The organism is Desulfohalobium retbaense DSM 5692, assembly GCF_000024325.1.
Classification (GTDB): Bacteria; Desulfobacterota; Desulfovibrionia; order Desulfovibrionales; family Desulfohalobiaceae; genus Desulfohalobium; species Desulfohalobium retbaense.
The window spans coordinates 2760103-2782034 of sequence record NC_013223.1; the positions used below are offsets into that span (position 1 = coordinate 2760103).

17 protein-coding genes are annotated in these 21932 nt (G+C 60.7%); 6 read left to right on the forward strand and 11 right to left on the reverse strand.

Going from position 1 to position 21932, the window contains the following annotated elements; genetic code table 11:
• Positions 1-320: 320 nt before the first annotated feature.
• The 5 genes from DRET_RS12065 to DRET_RS12085 are packed head-to-tail and all read right to left on the reverse strand — an operon-like array spanning position 321 to position 7294.
• Positions 321-3308, reverse strand: coding sequence for an AIR synthase-related protein (locus DRET_RS12065; RefSeq protein ID WP_015752827.1), 2988 nt, complete (start codon positions 3306-3308; stop codon positions 321-323).
• A 27-nt stretch (positions 3309-3335) separates the two neighbouring features.
• Complete coding sequence (locus DRET_RS12070) at positions 3336-4304, reverse strand: polyprenyl synthetase family protein (RefSeq protein ID WP_015752828.1); 969 nt, start codon at positions 4302-4304, stop codon at positions 3336-3338.
• Positions 4305-4345: 41 nt separating this feature from the next.
• Positions 4346-5206 carry a 1,4-dihydroxy-6-naphtoate synthase gene (locus tag DRET_RS12075; RefSeq protein WP_015752829.1) on the reverse strand — a complete coding sequence of 287 codons (861 nt, stop codon included), beginning with the start codon at positions 5204-5206 and terminating at the stop codon, positions 4346-4348.
• Entirely contained in the window at positions 5203-5961 is a 759-nt protein-coding gene (gene mqnB, locus DRET_RS12080; RefSeq protein WP_015752830.1) for a futalosine hydrolase, read from the reverse strand. The genes DRET_RS12075 and mqnB overlap by 4 nt, the downstream gene beginning before the upstream one ends.
• 1 nt (position 5962) lies before the next feature.
• Complete coding sequence (locus DRET_RS12085; RefSeq protein ID WP_015752831.1) at positions 5963-7294, reverse strand: nucleotide sugar dehydrogenase; 1332 nt, start codon at positions 7292-7294, stop codon at positions 5963-5965.
• Between the two features lie 91 nt (positions 7295-7385).
• On the opposite strand from DRET_RS12085, the gene DRET_RS12090 reads away from it, so the two are divergent.
• Positions 7386-7589, forward strand: coding sequence for a DUF2065 domain-containing protein (locus DRET_RS12090; RefSeq protein WP_015752832.1), 204 nt, complete (start codon positions 7386-7388; stop codon positions 7587-7589).
• 92 nt (positions 7590-7681) lie between these two features.
• Here the strand turns inward: DRET_RS12090 and DRET_RS12095 are convergent, their stop codons facing one another.
• From DRET_RS12095 to ahbB, 6 genes are all read right to left on the reverse strand, one after another.
• On the reverse strand, positions 7682-8413 hold the full coding sequence (locus tag DRET_RS12095; RefSeq protein ID WP_244147914.1) for a ubiquinone/menaquinone biosynthesis methyltransferase: 732 nt from the start codon (positions 8411-8413) through the stop codon (positions 7682-7684).
• Positions 8414-8417: 4 nt separating this feature from the next.
• Positions 8418-8597 (reverse strand): hypothetical protein, encoded by a 180-nt coding sequence (locus DRET_RS12100; RefSeq protein ID WP_015752834.1) that lies wholly within the window; start codon positions 8595-8597, stop codon positions 8418-8420.
• A 248-nt stretch (positions 8598-8845) separates the two neighbouring features.
• Positions 8846-9718 (reverse strand): hypothetical protein, encoded by an 873-nt coding sequence (locus DRET_RS12105; protein ID WP_015752835.1) that lies wholly within the window; start codon positions 9716-9718, stop codon positions 8846-8848.
• Positions 9719-9936: 218 nt separating this feature from the next.
• Entirely contained in the window at positions 9937-10347 is a 411-nt protein-coding gene (locus tag DRET_RS12110; protein WP_015752836.1) for a cytochrome c3 family protein, read from the reverse strand.
• 120 nt (positions 10348-10467) lie between these two features.
• Positions 10468-11736 (reverse strand): glutamate-1-semialdehyde 2,1-aminomutase, encoded by a 1269-nt coding sequence (gene hemL / locus DRET_RS12115; protein WP_015752837.1) that lies wholly within the window; start codon positions 11734-11736, stop codon positions 10468-10470.
• A gap of 144 nt (positions 11737-11880) precedes the next feature.
• Positions 11881-12366 (reverse strand): siroheme decarboxylase subunit beta, encoded by a 486-nt coding sequence (gene ahbB, locus DRET_RS12120; RefSeq protein ID WP_015752838.1) that lies wholly within the window; start codon positions 12364-12366, stop codon positions 11881-11883.
• 347 nt (positions 12367-12713) lie between these two features.
• Here ahbB and DRET_RS12125 point away from each other — a divergent pair, with 347 nt between their 5' ends.
• From DRET_RS12125 to DRET_RS12145, 5 genes are read left to right on the forward strand one after another with little or no spacing between them, the layout of a single operon-like run.
• Positions 12714-13706 carry an NAD(P)H-dependent glycerol-3-phosphate dehydrogenase gene (locus tag DRET_RS12125; protein ID WP_015752839.1) on the forward strand — a complete coding sequence of 331 codons (993 nt, stop codon included), beginning with the start codon at positions 12714-12716 and terminating at the stop codon, positions 13704-13706.
• Positions 13666-16116: a TolC family protein gene (locus DRET_RS12130; RefSeq protein ID WP_167317807.1), complete on the forward strand. Its 2451-nt coding sequence runs from the start codon at positions 13666-13668 to the stop codon at positions 16114-16116. Before DRET_RS12125 ends, DRET_RS12130 begins: the two co-directional genes overlap by 41 nt.
• 53 nt (positions 16117-16169) lie before the next feature.
• Complete coding sequence (locus tag DRET_RS12135) at positions 16170-17738, forward strand: carbon-nitrogen hydrolase family protein (RefSeq protein ID WP_015752841.1); 1569 nt, start codon at positions 16170-16172, stop codon at positions 17736-17738.
• Positions 17735-18832, forward strand: a complete 1098-nt coding sequence (locus DRET_RS12140) for an efflux RND transporter periplasmic adaptor subunit (protein ID WP_015752842.1) — start codon at positions 17735-17737, stop codon at positions 18830-18832. The genes DRET_RS12135 and DRET_RS12140 overlap by 4 nt, the downstream gene beginning before the upstream one ends.
• A gap of 38 nt (positions 18833-18870) precedes the next feature.
• Positions 18871-21930 carry an efflux RND transporter permease subunit gene (locus DRET_RS12145; RefSeq protein ID WP_015752843.1) on the forward strand — a complete coding sequence of 1020 codons (3060 nt, stop codon included), beginning with the start codon at positions 18871-18873 and terminating at the stop codon, positions 21928-21930.
• Positions 21931-21932: the final 2 nt, after the last annotated feature.

Consider the following 21932-nt stretch of genomic DNA (forward strand, 5'->3'; position numbering starts at 1 on the left):
GAGCGCACCAGGAGCCGCAGCCTGGCACCAAAGACCAGACTGGATCGCACCCGCGTCACCCCAGGAACACCGCCCACGCTCTTTTTTCAGGCCGGGAGCGCAATTCCAGAACCGGGCGAACACAGAACCTGGGTGCCGCCGAACCGGTTCTGGGATTGTGAAACCGGCCTGGAAGCTGCCTTGAGCGCACCAGGAGCCGCAGCCTGGCACCAAAGACCAGACTGGATCGCACCCGCGTCACCCCAGGGACACCGCCCACGCTCTTTTTCCAGGCCGAGGGCGCAATTCCAGAACCGGCTTCCCCCAACGAAAAACAAGGGCTACCAGTTCAGCGTCGCCTTCCAGGCCTCAGCGCACTGCTCAACGTTGAGCCGGCACAACGCCGTCTCGCTTGAGGTAAAGACGATCTCCGGTGCGGCTGTCACCTCACCGATACGAGCGCAGGCCTGGCCGGCAAACAGGGCCTCAAAGGTCTCCTGCCGTTCGGCTGGCACACTGACCAGCAATCGACTCGCCGACTCACTGAACAACCGTTCCAGCGGGGTCAGATCCGCCGGGGCACAAGGCGCGGTAGCGACATCAATACGCACTCCCAGGCGCCCCCCAATGGCCATTTCCGCTGCGGCCACACCAAGGCCACCGTCGGAAAGGTCGTGGCAGGCATTGACCAGCCCCGCGCTCGTGGCCTCGTTGAAGGTCTGGTACCGCTTCCTGGCCGCCAACGCATCAACTTCCGGCACCGCCCCGCCTGATTGCCCAAGCATTTGAGCGATTTCACTGCCGCCGAACTCAGCTCGGGTTCGTCCCAACAGATACAGGCCGTCTCCAGCCTGCTTGAGATCCGACGTCAGGCTGTGTTGGACATCAGGCATGACCGAGATGACAGAAAAAAGAAGCGTCGGCGGGATGGAGATTTTCCGCCCCCCGCCGTAGTAATCGTTTTTCATGGAATCTTTGCCTGAAATGCACGGCACACCGAAGGCAAGGCAGTACTGGGCCAGGGCTTGATTCGCCCGGACCAGCTGGGCCAATTTGTACCGCCCGTCCGGGGTCTTTTCCGATTGGACCGGATCGCACCAGCAAAAATTGTCGATCCCCGCCATATGATCGAGACGTCCCCCCACGGCCACGGCATTGCGAATGGCCTCGTCGATACAATTGGCGGCCATCCAATAGGTGTCCAAATCGCTGTACTTGGGGGCGATTCCATTGGAGACCACCAGCCCTTTACGGCTCTCGAGCACCGGGCGAATAACCGCGGCGTCACCGGGGCCGTCCGCGAACTGGCCGACAAGGGGTTTGACCACGCTGCCGCCCTGAACCTCATGGTCATACTGCCGGATGACGTATTCCCGACTACAAATATTCAATCGTCCGAGCAGGTCCACGAGCAGTGTTTCGGCCTGTTCCTCGCCGGGCAAGGTGACGGAGGTCTCCGCGAGTGCCGGGCGTTCCCAGACCGCCTCCAACTCCATCTGCGGCAAACCGTTGTGCAGAAATTCCATCTCCAGAAAAGCCACCGTGGCCTGGCTGTAACGGACGTGGAAATAGCCGCTGTCGGTGAAGTGCCCCAATGCAGTGGATTCGACATCCATCTCCCGGGACAAGGCCAAAAAGGCCTCGAGCTGGTCCGGGGGCACAGCCACCGTCATCCGCTCCTGGGCCTCGGAGAGCAGGATTTCCCAGGGAGCCAGCCCGTCGTATTTCAAGGGCGCCAGGGCCAGGTCGAGTTCACAGCCGCCGCTGTCTTCGGCCATCTCGCCCACCGAGGACGAGAGCCCGCCGGCCCCATTGTCAGTCAGGGCGTTGTACATCCCCAGATCCCGGGCGCGCATCAGAAAATCATAGAGCTTGCGCTGGGTGATGGGATCTCCTATCTGGACCGCCGTTGCCGGGGAACCGGCGTGGAGTTCTTCCGAAGAAAAGGTGGCCCCGTGGATCCCATCCTTGCCAATCCGGCCGCCGACCATGACCACCGCGTCACCGGGAAGGGCTTTTTTCTCATGGCTCGGCCGTCCCTTGACCTTGGCCGGCATGGTCCCGACCGTGCCACAGAAGACCAGGGGCTTGCCGAGGTAGCGTTCGTCAAAAACGAGGCCGCCGTTGACCGTCGGAATCCCGGACTGGTTCCCCCCGTGCTCCACACCTTCGCGGACCCCTTCCAGAACCCGCCGCGGATGGAGCAGGCGTGGCGGCAACGGCTGATCGTAAAAGGGGGAGGCAAAACAAAAGACATCGGTGTTGCAGGTCAGATTGGCGCCCATGCCCGTGCCCATCGGGTCACGATTGACGCCGACGATCCCGGTCAGAGCCCCGCCGTAAGGATCCAAAGCCGAAGGGGAATTGTGCGTCTCGACCTTGATGCACACGCTGTAATCGTCATTAAAACGGATCACCCCGGCATTGTCCTTGAAGACCGAGAGACAGAAATCGGCCGCACCGAGGCGACGCCGGAGGGTTTTCGTACTGCCCTGGATATAGGTCCCGAACAGAGAGTCCTCAATCCGCTTCTGCCCGGTCTCCCGGTTGGTGTAGTCGATGCGGGCGTTGAAAATCTTATGTTTGCAGTGCTCAGACCAGGTCTGGGCCAGGCATTCCAGTTCGGCATCCGTGGGCTCTGTCGGCAACCCCAACCCGGCCCGGGAAGCCCGGACATCTTCGCGGCGATAGTACGCCTTGATGGCCCGCATCTCCTTGGGGCTCAGGGCCAGGACCCGATCCTGACTGAGCTGCTGCAGGGCGGGCTCGTCCAGGCCGGACAAGGAAACTGTCTCCACGATATCGGTCGCCTGTCCGGTGACCTCCGGGGGGTCGGCGGGAAAGCCGGGATCGGCCTCCCAGGCGGTGCGGTCCTTGATCCGCAGACGATGGATGAGTTCATTGGCCAGAAGATCACGGCCAATGCGCTCCACATCCTCACGGGTAAGGGCCCCGCGGATATGATACTCCTGCGATGTGTAGACCCGGGCGGCGCGTTCGGCCGGCAGGTCGAGCACCGTGCGCACGGTCTGCAGGGCGACCCGTCCGGGATTGTCGGTCACGCCCGGTTTGAAGCCGACTTCGACGATCCAGTCCCCCTGGGCCGGCCACGGCGTCTCCCGGATCTCGTGCAATACCGGGTCGTGGAGCACTTCCTGGTCCTGGATCTGCCGGCACTCCTCAGCGCTCAGTCCCTGGAGGGTATACATCTGGACCAGGGACACGGCTTCGACCGTGATCCCGCAGGTTTCCTGAATCTCACGAGCGATCTTCGCTCCCTGCACATCCTGGACATGCTCGCGCATGCCCACACTCAATCGGGCGATCATGGGCCGACTCCTTGCGGTACGGATCGTCTATGTATTGCGGTACTGGACATATTCCAGGATACTTCCCAACAACGTTTGGCACGGGCCTGCGGGGAAAAACTGCAAAGCCTTTCGGGCCTGCTCGAGATACCCGGCCGCGACCTCCCGGGTCGCTTCCGCCAGGTGGGCCTGGCCGATAGCCGTAATAATGGCCGATTGTTCGACTTCGTCCAGGGTCCCGTGCTTGATAGCCGCCAACACCCGTTCCGCCTCCTCTTGGGGCAGACTCTTGAGGTAGAAAAGAAGCGGCAGGGTCAGCTTTCCTTCCCGCAGATCGCCCCCGATGGGCTTGCCGGAATCTTCTACAGCACTGGTGTAATCCAGGGCGTCGTCGACAAGTTGAAAGGCGATGCCCAGATTCCGACCAAGGTCCTGAGCCGCCTGGCGCTGCGGGCCCTTAGCCCCGGCCAGCACCGCGCCGCATTCACAGGAGGCCTGGATGAGGACAGCGGTTTTGCCGGTAATGATCTGAAAATAATCCTCTTCAGACAGCCTGGGCTCCCGGAGTTGAGCGATTTCCATGATCTCCCCGTTTGCGGTGGCCATGATCGCCTCGGAGGCGATACGCATCAATTCCGGCTGCCCGTATCCGGCGATGCATTTATTGGCCATGGCCAACAGGGCGTCGCCGGCAAGAACAGTTTCCTGGACCCCGAAAGCGAGATGGGCCGAGGGTTGCCCCCGGCGCAGCGCCGCCCCGTCAAGGATATCGTCGTGGATCAGGGTCGCTGAGTGGAGCAATTCCAGGGCCGTGGCCAGGGGGTAGACCTCCTTATCCCGATACCCGAAGGCTTCAGCGGTCAAAACGCATAAAATGGGCCGCAACCGTTTGCCCCCAGCCCCCAGCACATGGCTGGCCACCGGGACGATAAGGGGATCAAGCTCCCCGAGAACCGATTGAATATGGTCTTCTATGGCCGGTCGATGAAGACCGAAATAGGTGTGTAATGCTTCCATGAGAGCTCACTGACTGATGTTCAAATCCGTTTTGTCCGCGATCAGGGACGAAACGGCTCCTGTGCAGCCGCTTCCGGGGGCGCGACAAGTTGTCCCAGCAATTCGAGGGCGTCGTCCCCCCCATTGGAGGTATGATCAAGGCTGAATTCATTCACATAGGCGTCGATATGGGCCTGCAGGGTCGCTTGGTCCATCTCCTGCGCCAGGGCTTGCACAAGGGGCCAGACCGCCTCGGGGGTCGTTCGGGCCCGGCGCAGACTGGCCTGGATCACGGCCGCGATCGCCTCTTGGGCGGCTTCGCCCAAACGGTGGTGGACCAGGATGACCCCAAGGGGTAAGGGGAGGCCGCCGCTGTGGGCCGTCCACCACGCTCCCAGGTCCAAGGCGCATTCCAGTCCGTAGCGGGCAAAGACGAGGGCGGACTCGTGGATCAGCAACCCGGCATCGACTGCACCGTCCTGGACCGCCTTCGGGATACGGTCGTAGCGCAAGGGAATCGGTTCGAAATCCGGCCCCCAGGCCCCGCGGAGCAGGGCATAAGCCGTGGTCTGTAAACCGGGAACCCCGACGCGCCGGACAGGGTGCCGGCCGGGACGTTTGACCACCTTGGGCCCAGCCTGGAGTCCGAACGCGCCGCCGCAAGGCAAAATGCCATACTCCTGCCGCAGGGCTAGCCCCTGAACGGCCGACACTTTGACCACATCACGTTTTCCGGCAGCGGCCTGTTGATTCAGATCCTGGACATCGGCCCAGAAAAAACGGGCCGGACGGCCAGAATCCGGGACGGTGAGCCCCAGCATCCAGGCCGCAAAAATAAAAGTGTCATTGGGGCACGGCGAGACCGCCACCCGCCACGGGGGCCCCGCTTGAGCGGATGTCTCAGTAGAGCAGAGGCTGCTCATTGGTCCGTCCTCCGGTCGCCGCGCCCCGGCCACAGGGCCTGCGTAACGGGTCCCAGGCGTGCAAGCGCGGCCTTAAGGTTCCAATCTCCGGCGGCACGGGAGCCGACGCGGTTGGAAATTGTGCGCAGTTCCAAAAAAGGCACCTCTTGCGTGAGACAGGCCCAGGCCAGGGCAAATCCTTCCATGTTTTCGATATCCGCGTCGTAACGGTGACGGTAGCAGGCGGCCTGCTCAAGGGTCCCGGAAACACCCGCGACGCTTAGGCTTTTGACCCGGCAGCAGGCTGGTAAACACACCCCCATAGCCCGAGCCCCCCCTTCGGGATCGAGTGGGACGCGATCGCGGTAGACCTGCCCGCCGATCTTGCCGTGGGCCAGCCCCAGCCCGCAAGGATCAATACCCTCGGTTTTTCTGAGGCCGAATTCAGGCCAGCTCTCTGCAGTCACACAGCACACGGTCTCAAGGCGAAGGGCCTGGAGGTCAAAACTGCCGGCCACGCCGAGATTGCAGACACCACGGGGCCGAAACGTTCCCAGCAATCGGCCCAGAGACAAGGCGGCGTTGACTGGCCCCACCCCGGTGACAAGCGTGACCATGGTCTGTTCGGCAAACGGCTGTTCGCACCATTGCCCCTCCTCGGGAATAATCGCGCCAGGCCATCCCTCCAGACAGGCCCGCATCTCCATGGCCGTGGCCGTGACCAGGACGAGGTGGCGGTCGGGTCTTCCCCGTTCGCCTGGATCACTTCTGGGCATCCTACAGCCGCCAATAGGTCAGGCCCTGCTCCCGGAGCATCTCCCCGTCCAGGGCCGCTTTGACATCCATGACCAATCCCTGTCCGGAGGCGAACATCTCGGCAATGCGCTGAGGGGACAATGCAGTGTAGGGGCGATGCCCCACAGCCAGGATAAGTCCGTCGAGATCGCTCAAGGCATCCCAGTCGACGAGTTCCAGGCCGTATTCCTCCCGAGCTTCGTCAGCGGAAACGAGGGGATCGTGCACCAGCACTTCAATCTGATAGTCCTGCAACTCGTGGACAATGTCGACCACCCGGGTATTGCGCAGATCGGGCACATTTTCCTTGAAGGCCACCCCTAAAACCGCCACGCGTGCACCGTGGACAGGCGAGCCGTTTTGCACAAGGGATTTGACCGCCGTCTGGGCCACATAAGCGCCCATGCCGTCGTTGATACGCCGGCCGGCAAGGATGATCTGCGGGTGCAGCCCAAGGGCCTCGGCCTTGAACGTCAGATAATAGGGATCGACGCCTATGCAATGCCCCCCGACAAGGCCGGGGCGAAAGGGCAGAAAATTCCATTTCGTCCCCGCAGCGGCCAGGACATCCTGGGTGTCGATATCCATTTTGTGGAACATCTGGGCCAATTCGTTCATCAGGGCGATATTCAGATCGCGCTGGGTATTTTCAATCACCTTGGCTGCTTCCGCGACCTTGATGGTCGGGGCCTTGTGGATTCCGGCGTGCACGACACTGCCGTAGAGATCGCTCAGCAGGTCGGTGGTCGCCTGGTCCTGACCGGCAACAACCTTGATAATGTTTTCCAGCCGGTTGTCCTTGTCCCCAGGATTGATCCGCTCCGGGGAATACCCGACCCGGAAATCACGCCCGCATTGCAGACCGGAGACCTCTTCCAAAAGCGGCACGCAGACCTCTTCGGTCACCCCCGGGTAGACGGTGGATTCAAAGACCACCACACTGCCCGGGCCCATGGCGCCGGCCACGGTCCGCGTCGCACCGCGGGTCGGCCCGAGATCAGGGCGCCGGTTGGCATCGATGGGGGTGGGCACGGCAACGATAAACACCGTGGCCTGAGCCAATATTTCTGGATCACAGGTCAATTCGAGGTCCACTTCTCCCAGCACTGCGGGATCAATCTCACCCGTTGAATCCCGGCCAGCCTGAAGTTCATCCACCCGCTCCCGGGCGATATCAAATCCGATAACCCGAAAATGGCGGGCCAGGGCCACAGCCAGAGGGAGCCCCACATACCCGAGGCCCACAACGGCCACAGCCTGCTTCTTGTCCTGAAGCAAGCGCAACTCTGGCAGCTGGTGCAGCTGTGATTGCATTTTTCTGATCCTTTCTGGCGTCAGTTTCGATGGGGGTCTTCGTGCGGCGGTGTGCTAGACAAGGGGCATAGAGCGTGGCAGACTTCCGGCCATGCAATTTGACGTGACCTTTTTCCTCACCGCCCTCGGATTGGCCTTTATTCTTGAAGGCCTCCCCTATTTTATCTGGGCCGAACGCATGCCCACAGTCCTGGCCCTGCTCGCGGAACAACCCTCGGGACGTTTGCGTCGCTACGGTTTTTTTGCCCTTTTGGCCGGCCTGGCGCTTATCGCCTTCGGACGCTCCCTGGTGTAACCGGGGGGCTGCGGCACGACCCTTGCGCCGGTATTGCTGTTCAATCGCCCGGCCGCGTTCAAGGCCAAGCCTCTCTTCCACGCCCCTTCGCTTCAGCAGTCGGGTGGAGTTCCTTTTTCCTCCGCCGCCTTTTCAGCCACATGGAGATAGACAATCCCGGATTGCAGCGGCAGATACCCGACCCGGGTAAAGCCGGCCTCAAGCAATTCTCCCGCCAATTCCCGCGCCTCGGGAAAGGCTTGAATCGTCTCGGCCAGATAGGCATAGGCCTCCGCATCTCTGGAAATAAGGCGCCCTGTCAGGGGCAAAATGGTCTTGAGATACACATTGTACAGCCCTTTCCAGATCCTGTTGCGCCCGGAACCAAATTCGAGGATGCACACTCGCCCTCCGGGGGCAAGGACCCGGTGCATCTCAGCGTAGGCGTCTGATCGGGGCTGGATATTGCGGATGCCGAAGGCGATGGTGATGCAGTCCACGCTGCGTTCGGGCAAGGGCAAGGTTGTGGCGTCACCGCCGACAGGAAGAATTTGCGTCTCACCGTGACGCTGGAGCTTGCCCAGCCCCCGACGGAGCATGGGGAGTGTCAGATCGAGCCCGAGGACGGCTCCATCCGGTTTTTGACGCCGGATCTCCCGAGCCACATCAAGCGTTCCCGCAGCAAGGTCGAGAACCCGCCCGGTGTCGCCCGTGCGAACAAAGCGGACCAGACGGTACCGCCAATACATGTCCAGGCCGAGGCTGAGAAAATGGTTGAGAAAATCATACCAGCCAGCGATCCGGCCGAACATGGACGCCACGCGGCGGGAGTGCCCCTCGAACAAGGCATCATTGCTCCGCGTCATGAGCAGAAGGGGGACGAGAATTGGAGGATATGGTCCGCAAGACTTCACTATAAATGGAGGCAAAATATTCCGAAAAAGTGCCGGGCGAGATCCTCCCGATTTCAATAAACTTGACGACGATCTCTTTCGTGATTTGCAGGGCCTGTTTTTCTTCTTGTGTCACGTTGCCCTCCTTTGGCGTCCAGAAATAAAAAAACCCGTCCGGGGGGAAATGGTTTTGACCGGGTACCGGAAAACGCCGGACGGGAAAAAGCGGGAGAAAGCGAGGAACCACCCCCCGTTTTTTACGATGGGCCTATAGCACGCCCCCGATCCGGAGTCGAGCCCGGGAACCGGCTCTCCCCCGGGGGCACCGCAACGTCTCCCAAACCCTCTCCCCACTCAGCGGTCAGCTCAAACGACATCATCCCTCTATTCCTGACCCGACAAGGCCTGGATTTCAGCCCGGATCGCCTGTGCGGCAAGCTGGGGCGCCTCACGAGCCACGACTTCGCGCATTTCATGGCGCAGATTCTGGGCAAGTTCGCTGATTTCATCTTGATTGACCATCTGCTGTTCAAGCTCCGAGAGCCGTTTTTCAAAACTGGCCAGTTCTTGCCGCCATTGATCCGCCTGGTCCTTGCCCTGTTCCTGGAGGACCTGCTCATCACTGAATTGTTTTTCAAGCCTCTCCAGACGGCGGCGCAGGGCGGCCAGTTCGTCCTCAACCGCGCCTTCTTCGGCTTCGCCACCAGGTGTCTGCTCGGCCTGCAACCGGGATTCAAGCTGCGGCCACAGATGCTCGCTGACCTGATTGGCGATGCCGCTGATCCAGCTTTCCGGCAGGCCATCCTGGGTCAGGATCGTTTCCAGGCTTTCGCGGACATTTTCCGTGAGCTGTTCCGGTTCCGTTTCGTCGTGCTCAAAGGACAGGCCATGGATGAAGGCGTCCAATTCGGCAGCCTCATTGCGGGCCTGGTCCTGATCAAACGAGGGTGCTCTCTCCTCCTCGGCCGAGAGGAAAAAATCGTCGAGTTGATCAGTGGTATCGGCAGGCCTCTCCTGCTCTGCCGCGCCACCGCTTTCGAGTTCCTCAAACAGGGATTGCAGGTCACGGTCTTCCGCGGCCGGTGTCTCCTTACCGTCCTCGCCAAAGAGCACATCAAGATCCGCCATGCCCTCATTCTGGGAAGAGGCGCTCTCCTCCTCGCTCGGCAACCGCTTGCCGGGATCGCCTTCTTTGACGATCTCCGTCAGATCCAAAACATCCTCGGTGTTGGGGGTCATCTTTTTGTCGTCGGACATAACGCCTCGCATGTGTTTACAGGTCAGGTCCTCGAAAAGAGCCGAACCAAAGAAGACAACGGCCCGGGCTGTTCACAGGCCTCGCCACAGACTCAGAAATGGTTTTGGCACCTGATCTGAATCCCGTCAACTCGCGCCGGGCAAGGAAAGAGGGAGAAGGGCAAGAAAGGAAGGGCAAAAAAAAAAGGCCGCCCGAAGGCGGCCCTAAGCGATGTCGCTTATTTCGGGTGGCACTGCGTGCAGGCCAAAGGACCGGTGGTTTCGCCGGCTTTTTTCTTGGCCATGTGGCAGCCCAGGCAGCTGTGTTCGCTGCGGCGGTCATGGAATGCATTGTAGAAATAGGCGATGTCCTTTTTCTCTTCAACGCTGGTGGGGTTGAAGAGATCGTGGCACCCTTCAGTCATGCAGTTGTAGTTGTCGGGGTTCTCAGCCAGCATATGGTGGCAGGACTCACAATCCAGAGCGCTGTGCGCATCGTGGGAGAACTCCACCGGGCTGAACCGGGCTTTCACGCCTTCGGGAGCCTTCAGGACCATGTCCCCGGGGGCTTCCATTGCACTCAGATTCGGCAGCACAAACGCGCAGACCAAAGCGGAGCACACCAGAGCGACAAACAGTGATTTCCTCATTCCGCTACACCTCCTTACCAAGTTGTTACAAAATGCACTAGCTCATTTCCCACTACGGGAGAACAACAGCTTATGTCAAGCGGGGCGGCGGAAAACCAGCGCTGCTTTTGGGAATAATCCCTAGAACTTGACAGCCTGGACGGCCTCCAGGGTCTGTTCGAAGTCCGCCTTTTCATGGGCAAAGGAGACAAATGTGCACTCGAATCCCGAAGGAGCGATATAGATTCCCTGCTCCAACATCTGGGCATAGTAGGCCCGGAAAAGATCCTGATCCTGTTTCTGGGCGCTGGCGAAATCAGTGACCGCTTCAGAGCTGAAAAACAGGGTAAACGCGGAGCCCAGGACGTTCAGGGAAACAGGCACGCCCTTGTCCGTGAGCACCTGCTGCATCTGTTCGGCCAATTTTCTGGTCTGCTCGGCCAGGGCAGTATAATTGCTCTTGGCCAAAAGCCGTAGTGTCGCAACCCCGGCAGCCATGGCCACGGGATTCCCGGCCAGGGTCCCAGCCTGGTAAACCGAACCGCAAGGGGCAATACGCTCCATGAGTTCTTTCTTGCCCCCATAGGCACCGACCGGAAATCCGCCGCCGATGATCTTGCCCAGGCAGGTCAGATCAGGGGTCACGCCGAACAAGGTCTGGGCCCCGCCATAATCCATCCTGAACCCGGTGATGACCTCATCGAAAATAAGCACACTGCCGTAGCTGTCTGCCAACTCACGCAGTCCCTGGAGGAAACCGGATTGGGGCGGTACAAGGCCCATATTCCCGGCGACCGGCTCCAGAATGATGGCGGCAATCTCATCGCCTTGCTGTTCAAAGACGGCTCGGGCGGCTTCCAGATCGTTGTAGGGGACGATAATCGTGTCCTGCACAGTGTGTTCGGGCACGCCGGGGGTGCCAGGGATGGACAATGTCGCCACCCCGGAGCCGGCGCTGGCCAGCAGAGCGTCGACATGGCCGTGGTAATTGCCCTCGAATTTGAGAATCTTGTTTCGGCCGGTATGCGCCCGAGCCACCCGGAGCGCGCTCATGGTCGCCTCCGTCCCGGAATTGACCATGCGCACCATATCCATGCCCGGAAACGCGTCGACAATAGCCTCAGCCAGCTCGATCTCCTGCACGCAGGGGGCACCAAAACTTGAGCCGTTGTCCACGGCGCGGTGGACGGCGTCGGTCACTTCGGGATGGGCATGGCCGAGCAGCATCGGCCCCCAGGACAAGACATAGTCAATGTAGCGATTGCCTTCCTCGGAAAAAATATGGCTCCCCTTGCCCTTGGCAATGAACAGCGGATCCATTCCCACGCTTTGGCAGGCCCGCACCGGACTGTTCACGCCTCCAGGGATAACCGCTCTGGCCTTTTGAAAGAGTTCCTTGGAATCATGCATACTGCTACTCCTTTTTCGTTACGCCCCGCTTCCAGCCACCCTCTGAGCGCCTTTTTCACTGCCCGCCCAGAAGCAAGAGGTTTGGCAGCGGCGGCTGGACGGACGCCACGCTTTTTTGCCCCGCGAGAAACGCCACGGCAGGGGTTAGAAATACCGCATGGAGGTTTTTTTCAGTTCCTGGTCGCTAAACAGGACCTCATATTGCTCTACTCCGGTCTCAGCCTGGAGTTCATGGACCACGCGCAAGCAATCCTCCAGACTGCGCCCATGGATCATGGTATACATATTATACGGCCAGTCCAGACAATTGCGGCGCTGATAACAATGGGTGATCTCCGTGCGCTCGGCCATGCGTCTGCCGACCTGCTCTACATCGCGGTCGTCTTCCACATACCAGGCCACCATGGCGTTGTGCCCGTATCCGGCCTGTTGGTGGCGCAAGGTAGCCCCGAAGCGTCTGATACTGCCGTTGGCTTGCAAACGGCGCAACAGCTCGAGCACGACCTCTTCGTCGACCCCGACTTCCCGGGCGATATCAGCAAAAGGGGTTGCCGAATCCGGCAATGTTCCCTGGACGATACGCAAAATAGCCTTGTCTTTCGCCGTCAACTCTTCATACACTGTACTCATGGTTCCCCCTGTCTCTCGGAATTCAGAGCTGTTACCGTTTTCGCGCTCAGCTTGCAACCGCTGCAGACACAGGGGCCGACGGCCTTTGTCTTGTCTGAAGGGGCGCAAAACGCTATACCTCTCTAGCCAGGCAAGAAAAATGACAATTCGAGGCCCGCGTCAGCAGGTTTGCACGGTGATTGCGGCAGGCATACGTCGCCTGCTGCCTGCGCGACATGCCGCAGATCGAAGACGGGGCTGCAGAGGCAGATCGCCGAACCGTTCACGACTATGTCAGGGCCGGCTTACCACCACAACAGCGCAGCCGTGGCGCAAAGGACCGGCCACTTTTGCACAAGGAGTTTTCTATGCACATCGCTGTTCTCGGAGCAGGCAGCTGGGGCACGACATTGGCCAACGTCTTTGCCCGCAAAGGCGAATCGACCTCGCTTTGGGTCAGGGAGCCGAAGCTCGCCGCAACTATACGAACGCAACACCAAAATCCGGTCTATCTGCCGGACATTGCCCTGAGCCCGGAAATCCAGGCCCACCCGGACCTGGAGACGGTGCTGAAATCCGCGGAGCTTATTGTTGTGGCGGTCCCGTGCCAGTTTCTGCGCGGCGTACTGAACGAGGCACGCCCTTTGTTGCCCAAAAAACCGTTTGTCATCTGTGCCAGCAAAGGGATCGAGCTCGAGACCCTCAAACCGATGTCCGAGGTGGTCGCCGAGGCATTGCATGAATTGCACCCGACCTACGCCATGCTCTCCGGCCCCTCGTTCGCCCGGGAAGTCGCTCGTGAATTGCCCACGGCCGTCAGTCTCGGCTGTGCCGACACCAAACGGGGGAAAATGGCCCAGGCAGCGTTGAGTACCGAGGCGTTCCGGGTCTATACCAACTCTGACGTCCGCGGCGTGGAACTCGGCGGAGCCATCAAGAATATCATCGCCATTGCCGCCGGGATCAGCGACGGGCTCGGGTTCGGAAGCGACGCCAGAGCGGCCCTGATCACCCGCGGCCTGGCTGAGATGTCACGCTTGGGCCAGGCCATGGGCGGCCGGGCCCAAACCTTTATGGGGCTCTCCGGCATGGGCGACCTTGTTCTGACCTGCACTGGTGATCTGTCGCGCAATCGGCAAGTGGGACTCAAGCTGGCCCACGGCCTTTCCTTGATGGACATTCTCAGTGACATGCGCATGGTGGCCGAAGGCGTCAAAACTACGGAGGCGGTCTTCCGCCTGGGCCAACGACTCAATGTCGAACTGCCCATCACCGAACAGGTGTACCGCATTCTCTATGAAGAAAAGAATCCCTCCGAGGGTGTCAGTGAACTCATGGGTCGCGAACTCAAGGACGAATAGGCCGTTTCTCTGCCTGCTGCTCGCCAGCGTTATTCTGGTCCTGTGCTGTACCTCGGCCCGTGGGGCGCCGGAACAATTGGCCGTGACCCTTGTCCATGACGGGCCGGGACACGGCGAAACGGCCTTTGCCTCGCAATTGAAACAGGAAACCGCCAAGCTGCTTGCTCCGGAAATCTCTCTGGAGTGGAGGACTGAACCGGCCTCCGCCTCGAGCCCGGAGGCGATCCAGCACGCCCTGAATCGCGCATTGGGCGCCCCAGGCACGGACATCGTGGTCACCAGCGGACCGCTGGGAACTCTTGCGGCCGCCCGCGCCCGGGAACACTTGGCCAAACCGGTTTTGGGCCTGCTGGAGGTTGCTTCCAGCCTGTACGGCCTCTCTCAGAAAAATCCTGGCGTGTCGGACCGAGGCAACCTGAATTGTATCGCCCCCACCGGGAAGCTGCAACGTGATCTGACTGCTTTGCGCCGGCTCGGCCACACCTCCGCCATCACCTGCCTGTTCGACGCGGCCCTGCTCCGTGCGGTCCCCGGATTTGCTCCACACCTTAGAGCCCTCGGCCGGGAGCTTGATCTCCAGATCAAGGTCATCCCGGTTGCGGATTCACCGAACGCAACAATCCAGGAGCTTCGAGACGCAGCCCCGGGCGCGCTCTATCTCGGCTCCACACCGCAATGGGGAGCGCAAGACCGCGCCGTTTTTTTTCGCGCTTGCACCGTCCAACACTGGCCGGTCGTTTCCGGCGGGGGTCGCAAGGACGTTGTCGCTGGGGCCTTGGCGGCGCACGCCGGCCCCGCTCCGGCCCGCATCGCCCGCCGGATGGCCTTGAACATCCAGGCAGTGCTCCAGGGCGAGCTGCCGGGTGAACTGCCCAGGGAATTGGGCGCCCACGGCCGGCTGTGCGTCAATGCCTCCACAGCCCGGCACCTTGGCATTCCAGTTTCCCGGGCCGCGGCCCTGTCCGCAGAGATCCTGCACGACCCGCCTTCCTCAGACGTGCCGCGGTTGACCCTGCCGCAGGCCCTCAACCTGGCAGCGCGCCACAACCCGCAACTCATGGAACAAACGGCCCGCGTCGCAGGGGCCCGAGGCCAGTCCGGTCAAGCCAGGGCCGCTTTCCTGCCCCAGGTTTCCGGGTATTGGCAAACAACGCATATCGACCAGGACCGTTCAGAGGCCTCCCTCGGGATGCAGCCGTGGCGCAGGGCCTCGGCCGGATTCACCGTTCGCCAGAACATCTTCAATGATCCCCTGTTCACCCAGGCGGCAGCAGCGGAGCAAACCGTCAAGGCCAGGAAACAGGAACAGTCCCGGGCGCGACTGGATGTGCTTGCTGCGACCGGACGGGCCTATCTGAATGTCTTGCGGGCCCAAGCAGTACTGGAGAGCGCCAAGCGCAACCACGCCCTTACCCTGGACCACCTTGAACTCGCCCGGGCCCGACGGCGGGCAGGGGCCTCCGGTCCGCAGGACATCTACCGCTGGGAGGCCCAGGAGGCCGAACAGCAAAGTGCGGTGCTCAAAGCCCGGACCGGAGTTGCTCAGGCCCGGTTGGCATTGAACAGGGCCCTCGGCCAGCCGCCGCAGACATCGTGGACCGCGGCCGACCTCAGTCTACAGGACAGACTCCATTTTCTGGCCCCCTTCTTCCCGGCAGACGGGGCCGTGCCCCAGACCTTGCAGGCCTTGATCGCCCAGGCCGAGGACACGGCCTTGGAGCAATCCCCCTCCCTGAACGCCCTGGAAGCCCTGCTGCATGCGGGACGACTGCGGCGGGACCAAAAAAAACGGGCTTTTTTTGCCCCTGAAATCACGGCTTCTTTTGAGTTTGAGCACGAATTGACCAGTGAGTCCGAAAGTTGGGATCCCCCGCAGGGGATGCGGCTGGACCTGCCGCAGGCCAACAAGGACGATTGGACCCTGGCCCTGAGGGCCAGGGTGCCGCTGATCACCGGGGGAGAGCGCGGCCATGCCCTGGCCGAGGCCCGGGCTGTGCTCGCCCGCCTTGCAGCCCGGCGCCGGGGCATACGCCAACAGATCCAGGAGGAGGTCCGCAGGGCGGTCTACGCCCTGGAAAGCTCCCGGCCCCGCATCCATCTGGCCCGGCGGGCCGCCGACCGCGCGGACAAGAATCTCCACGTTGTGCAGGCAAAATATGCCCGAGGCACGGCCTCTCTGGTCGCCCTGCTCGACGCACAGCACAACGCTGTCACCCAGCAAAAAAAGGCGGATCTCGCCCTGTACGCGTATTTCGAGGACCTTGTCGCCCTGCAACGGGCCATGTCCTGGTTTGCCTGGACCGCCCCGCAACAGAGCGCACAGCAATGGCTGCGAACCCTGCAACGCCGGGCCTCGAAAACGGCAGCGCCCGCCTCGCAGTCCCGCTCGGCCTCCCCGCTGCAACCCTGATCAGGGGTGCACAGACCCCTGCAGAGAAAGCGAACCGCAAAGGAAACACAACAATGGAAGAAAGTCCGGAAATCTTTGAACACAAATTGAGTCTGCGCAATCTGCGCATCGAGGATTATGCGGACCTGACGGAAATTATGGATCGCGCTTACCGGGCCATGGACGAGATCTGGGAGCGCGACGAGATCCGCTCCATGATCACCCGTTTTCCCGAGGGCCAATTGTGCATCGAAGACAACGGCAAGGTTGTGGCCGTAGCGCTGAGCCTGATCATCGATTACGCCAAGTACGGCAGCACACATACCTACCAGGACATCATCGGTGAAGGGTATCTCCGCAACCACGACCCCAATGGGGATTACCTCTATGGTATCGAGGTCTTTGTCCATCCGGACTACCAGGGCATGCGTCTCGGCCGCCGTTTGTATGACGGCCGCAAGGGGTTATGCGAACAACTCAATTTAAAAGGCATTCTCGTTGGCGGGCGCATCCCCGGTTACGGCCGGTACAGCCACGAGATGTCGCCCCAGGAATACGTGACCCAGGTCAAAAACAAGGAGTTGCACGATCCGGTGCTCTCCTTCCAATTGGCCAATGATTTCCACATCAAGAAGTTGATCAAGGGCTATCTGCCCATCGACGAGCGCTCCCACGGCTATGCGGTCCTGCTTGAGTGGAACAATATCTACTATGAGGAACAGCCGGAAATCCTGAGCCAACGCAAAAGTTACGTCCGTCTCGGGGTAGTCCAGTGGCAGATGCGGCTGTTCGGCTCCTTTGACGATTTTCTGCAACAGGTCGAATTTTTTGTGGACACTGTGGCCCGCTACCAGGGCGATCTGATTTTATTTCCCGAACTCTTCAATGCCCCGCTCATGGCCCGTTTCGACCAGGAAGACGCCGCCGATGCCATGCGCTCGCTGGCCGAATATACCGAACCGCTGCGCGAGGAACTCATGCGCATGGCCCTGGGGTACAACATCAACATCGTCTCCGGATCAGTTCCGGAATACCGGGACAACAAACTCTTCAATGTCTCTTTTTTGTGCCGCCGCGATGGGACCTGGGACACCCAGTACAAACTCCACATCACCCCCGAAGAAACCTCGAGTTGGGGGCTGCGCGGGGGCAATCAGATCAAGGTCTTCGATACCGACGTCGGCCGTATCGGCATCCTCATCTGCTACGATGTTGAATTTCCGGAACTCCCGCGGCTCATGACCGCTCAAGGAGTGGAAATTCTGCTGGTTCCTTTCTGGACGGACACCAAAAACGCCTATCTCCGGGTACGCCGCTGCGCCCAGGCCCGGGCCATCGAAAACGAATGCTATGTGGCTATCTCCGGCAGTGTCGGGAACATCCCCCGGGTCGAAAACATGGACATCCAGTATTCGCAGGCCGCGATTTTTTCGCCCTCGGACTTCGCCTTCCCCCACGACGCTGTGGCCGACGAGGCGACCCCGAATACGGAAATGACCCTGATTGCCGATCTGGATCTCGACCTGCTCAAGGACCTGCGGCACCAGGGCTCGGTCCAGAACATGAAAAACAGACGCCTTGACCTCTATTCCCTGAATTGGTTGTCCGGGGGATCTTTTGACCCCACAGGAGAGCACTCATGAACGCGGCCAGATACCGGGGCCCAGCGGCACTGCTTTTTATCCTCGGCCTGATGCTCGGAGGATGCTCTGAAACTCCTGTCGGGGCCGCCGGCAATGCGAACGCTACCGCGCCTCAGGCGGTGGTCGTCGAAGAAACCCCGGTCTGGACCAACGCTTCCAGGCGCAGCTTTGCTGGCACGGCCCAGGCCGGGGTGCAAACTCCACTGAGCTTTCGTGTCGAAGGGGAGATCACTCGCTTGCCGGTCAGCGCCGGCCAGAGAGTCCAGGCCGGATCTGTGGTCGCTGTGTTGGACGCAACAGATTACCGGCTGCAGCGTCAGCAGCGAAGCGCGGATCTCGCCCAGGCCAAGGCTGGCCTGGACCAGGCCCGGGCATCCTATTTCCGGGTCCGTTCCCTGTACGAGGCCGGAAATGTTAGCACCCAGGAGTTGGACGACGCCAAAGCGGCCTTCGAAACGGCCCAGGCCCAGCTCCAGAAGGCTGAAAAGGCGGTGGCATTCGCCCAAAAGCGGGTTGGCTATTGCCGTCTGGAGGCCCCGATTGCGGCCGAAGTCGTGCGTATCCCGGTCGAGATCCACCAGAATGTGGCTGCAGGCCACCCCGTCGTCGTTCTTGCCAGTCAGGGGCCGCTGGAGGTCGAACTTGGCGTGCCCGAGTCCTTTCTTTCCCGGCTGCATCGCGGGGACAAGGCCAACGTCCGCTTCGACGCCCAGCCTGAATCGGTGTACTCGGCTACGGTGACAGAAGTCGGCATCCAGGCCGGGCCGACAACCGCTTTTCCGGTCACCGTCCGTTTGGACCAGCCCGCCCCTGGCCTGCGCTCCGGAATGGCCGCCAGCGTCACCTTCGTCGCCGCCTTGAAACGCCCATACATCGCTGTTCCCCCGCAGGCAGTCCGGGGACAGGAAAACCAGCCTACGATCTTTGTCTACCACCGCGATACAGGGCAGGTGGAAGAACGACCGGTGGTCACAGGAGAACTCGTGGCAGCAGGCCTCCAGATCTTCAAAGGAGTGTCGCCCGGTGAAACGATCGTCACGCGTGGCGTGCACCGTCTTCGCGACGGCGTTGCGGTCCGCCCCCTCTCTCAATAAGCACACCACCGCTTTTGACCGGGACTAAAGGAAGACGCATGAATCTCGGACTGGCCTGCATCCGCAACAGCCGCACGGCTACCGCCATCCTGTTTTTTCTTATTTTCGCTGGGATATGGACCTATTGGACCATTCCCAAATTGGAAAATCCTGAATTCACCATCCGCACCGCCGTGGTCATGACCCGCTTTCCCGGCGCGACCCCGTACAAGGTCGAATCCCTGGTCACCGACAAACTTGAGCAGGAGATCCGGGACATGGAAGAGGTCAAAACCATCACCTCGCAATCCATGTCCAATGTCTCGATCATCCATGTAGAGTTCCAAGACAAATATTCGAATATGGACCCCATCTGGCAGCGATTGCGCAACAAGGTCCGCGATGCCCGCCCTGCACTGCCGGATGGGGCGCTCCCGCCGGTGGTCAACGACGAATTTGGGGATGTCTACGGCATACTCCTCGCCCTGACCGGTTCGGAATATTCCCCCCGGGAATTGGAGACCCATGCCGAGACCCTGCGCGACGCCCTGCGCCAACTCCCTCAGGTCGCCAAAGTCGAGATCCACGGTGTGCAGGAGGAGCGGATCTACATCGAATTTTCCAACAGCCGCTTGGCTCGCCTGGGGCTTTCCCCGTATCAGCTTTTGACTCTGCTGGAGGCGCAAAACAGCGTCCAACCCAGCGGTAGCAGCCGCCTCGGTCCCGAACGAGTCATCCTGGAGACCAGCGGCGAATTCCAGAGCGTTGCTGATCTTCGCCGCACCGCCATCCGGCTGCCGGGGGCCTCTGAATCCATCGCCCTGGAGGATATCGCCACCGTACACCGGGGCTATGCTGACCCTCCCGCCTCGCTGACCCGTTACAACGGTCGCCCGGCGCTTGTTGTGGCCGTCAGCATGACCGAATCCGGGAATATCGTTGAACTGGGCGACAAAGTGGATGCGCTTTTGGCCCAAAGCGAACGTTTCCTGCCCCTGGGACTCGATGTCCACAAACTCATGTTCCAGTCCAAATACGTCCAGCGCTCGATCACCGACTTTACGTTCAACCTCCTGGAGGCTTTCGTGTTCGTGGTCGTGGTCATGTTTTTCTTCACCGGACTGCGAACCGGCCTCATCGCGGCGATGCTCGTGCCTCTGGCCATGCTCTCCTGTATCTTTCTGCTGCCCCTTTTTGACGTCAAACTCCAGCAGATCTCTATTGCCGCCTTGATCATTTCCCTTGGCATCCTTGTCGACAACGGGGTCGTGGTCAGCGAAAATCTTCTGGTACGGTTACGTCAGGGGCAGGACCGGCTGGAAGCGGTCAAGGAAACCGTCTCCCGGCTCTGGCTGCCCTTGCTGGTCGCCTCGCTGACCACCATCTTCGCCTTCTTACCGATCCCCCTGGCCCAATCGGACACCGGGGAATACACCTTTTCGCTGTTTGTTGTGGTCTCGCTGACCTTGCTCGCCTCCTGGCTGCTGTCCCTGAGTTTCGTTCCCCTGAGCGCGTACTATTTCCTGCACCCCCAGAAAAAAGAGCAACGCTTCCACAACCGGTTTTACCAAGGATATCGTGCATTGCTGAATACGGCCCTGCGCCACCGTTTACTCAGCGTCGCGGTGGTTGTGCTCCTTGTTGCTGCGGCCGTCTGGGGATTTCGTTTTGTGCCCACGGTCTTTTTCCCTCCGAACGAACGCGAAGTCCTAACCCTGGATTTCTGGCAGCCTTACGGCACGGACATCCGGAACACCGCCGAACGGGCCGACGCCCTGGCCCAATGGATGAACAACGACCCCGCCATCGAAACCGTCGGGACGTTTATCGGGAGCGGCGGGCCGCGTTGGTATCTCTCCCTGGATATCAAGCAGGACAATCCGAACTACGCTTTCTTCGTCATCAAAACTGTGGACACCGAAACAACCGCTGCCGCCAAAAACCGCCTGGAAGAGGTCTTACAACGACGTTTTCCGGACACCCGCTTCTCTTTGCGCCGACTCGAATACGGTCCCCCTGTGGGCGCTCCCATCCAGATCCGGCTCAGCGGTCAGAATATCGAACGGGTCTATACGATCCGAGACCGGATCGTGAAAATCCTGCATCGTGTTCCAGAAATCACCACGGTCTGGGACGATTGGGGGGAATGGGCCAAAAAAATCGCCGTCGAGGTTGACCAGGAACGAGCCAAGAAGGCCGGGTTCACTTCCAGGGACATCGCCACCTCGCTGCTGGCCCAAATGTCCGGCATCGAGGCCACCCAATATCGCGAAGGTGATGAGGTCATCCCCATCGTGCTCCGCTCGCAGTACGATATCCGCGACAATCTCCACCGCCTCGAAGATATCAATGTCTATGCCCGTTCGGGACAAGGGTCGGTCCCTTTGGCCCAACTGGCGAATCCGGAACTGACCTGGCAACCGAGCAATATCCGGCGCCGGGACACCGAACGGACCATGACCATCAAGGCCGACATCACGGACAGCGCATTCGCCAGCCAGATCCTGGAAAAGCTCAAACCCGAGTTGGACACGTTGCGCCGGTCAGCGATCTTTCCCACCGACTTCACTCTCGAATATGGCGGCGAATTCGAACAGTCCGCAGAGGCCAACTGGTCTATCCTGGTCAATATTCCCCTGGCTGCCGGACTGTTGCTTTTAGTCCTGATGCTCCAGTTCAACTCCCTGCGCCGAGTGGGCATCATTGTCTTGACCATCCCACCCATGAGCGTCGGGGTCACGGCCGGCCTGATCATCACCCAGGCGCCCTTCGGGTTCATGGCCATGCTGGGCCTCATCTCTCTGGTGGGCATCCTGGCCAACAACGGCATCATGCTTCTGGACCAGATCGAGTTGGAGCGCGTCCGGCACAACGACGCCGCAACGGCTCTGGTCACGGCCTGCCAGAAACGTTTGCGCCCCATCTTTATGACCGCTTGCACAACCATTCTCGGGCTGGTCCCCTTGTCCCTGCAAGGCGGGGAACTCTGGCGCCCGATGGCCAACACCATCATCTTCGGCCTGGCCTTTTCGACACTCTTGACCCTGGTCCTGTGTCCGGTACTCTATGCAGTGTTCTTTCATATCCAGGCGCCCCGCAGAAGCGCCAAGGAGGCATAACC

Coding starts and splice junctions, on each gene's coding strand:
- DRET_RS12065 (WP_015752827.1), bottom strand. CDS start 3,308: ATGATCGCCCGATTGAGTGTGGGCATGCGCGAGCATGTCCAGGATGTG.
- DRET_RS12070 (WP_015752828.1), bottom strand. CDS start 4,304: ATGGAAGCATTACACACCTATTTCGGTCTTCATCGACCGGCCATAGAA.
- DRET_RS12075 (WP_015752829.1), bottom strand. CDS start 5,206: ATGAGCAGCCTCTGCTCTACTGAGACATCCGCTCAAGCGGGGCCCCCG.
- mqnB (WP_015752830.1), bottom strand. CDS start 5,961: ATGCCCAGAAGTGATCCAGGCGAACGGGGAAGACCCGACCGCCACCTC.
- DRET_RS12085 (WP_015752831.1), bottom strand. CDS start 7,294: ATGCAATCACAGCTGCACCAGCTGCCAGAGTTGCGCTTGCTTCAGGAC.
- DRET_RS12090 (WP_015752832.1), top strand. CDS start 7,386: ATGCAATTTGACGTGACCTTTTTCCTCACCGCCCTCGGATTGGCCTTT.
- DRET_RS12105 (WP_015752835.1), bottom strand. CDS start 9,718: ATGTCCGACGACAAAAAGATGACCCCCAACACCGAGGATGTTTTGGAT.
- DRET_RS12110 (WP_015752836.1), bottom strand. CDS start 10,347: ATGAGGAAATCACTGTTTGTCGCTCTGGTGTGCTCCGCTTTGGTCTGC.
- hemL (WP_015752837.1), bottom strand. CDS start 11,736: ATGCATGATTCCAAGGAACTCTTTCAAAAGGCCAGAGCGGTTATCCCT.
- ahbB (WP_015752838.1), bottom strand. CDS start 12,366: ATGAGTACAGTGTATGAAGAGTTGACGGCGAAAGACAAGGCTATTTTG.
- DRET_RS12125 (WP_015752839.1), top strand. CDS start 12,714: ATGCACATCGCTGTTCTCGGAGCAGGCAGCTGGGGCACGACATTGGCC.
- DRET_RS12135 (WP_015752841.1), top strand. CDS start 16,170: ATGGAAGAAAGTCCGGAAATCTTTGAACACAAATTGAGTCTGCGCAAT.
- DRET_RS12140 (WP_015752842.1), top strand. CDS start 17,735: ATGAACGCGGCCAGATACCGGGGCCCAGCGGCACTGCTTTTTATCCTC.
- DRET_RS12145 (WP_015752843.1), top strand. CDS start 18,871: ATGAATCTCGGACTGGCCTGCATCCGCAACAGCCGCACGGCTACCGCC.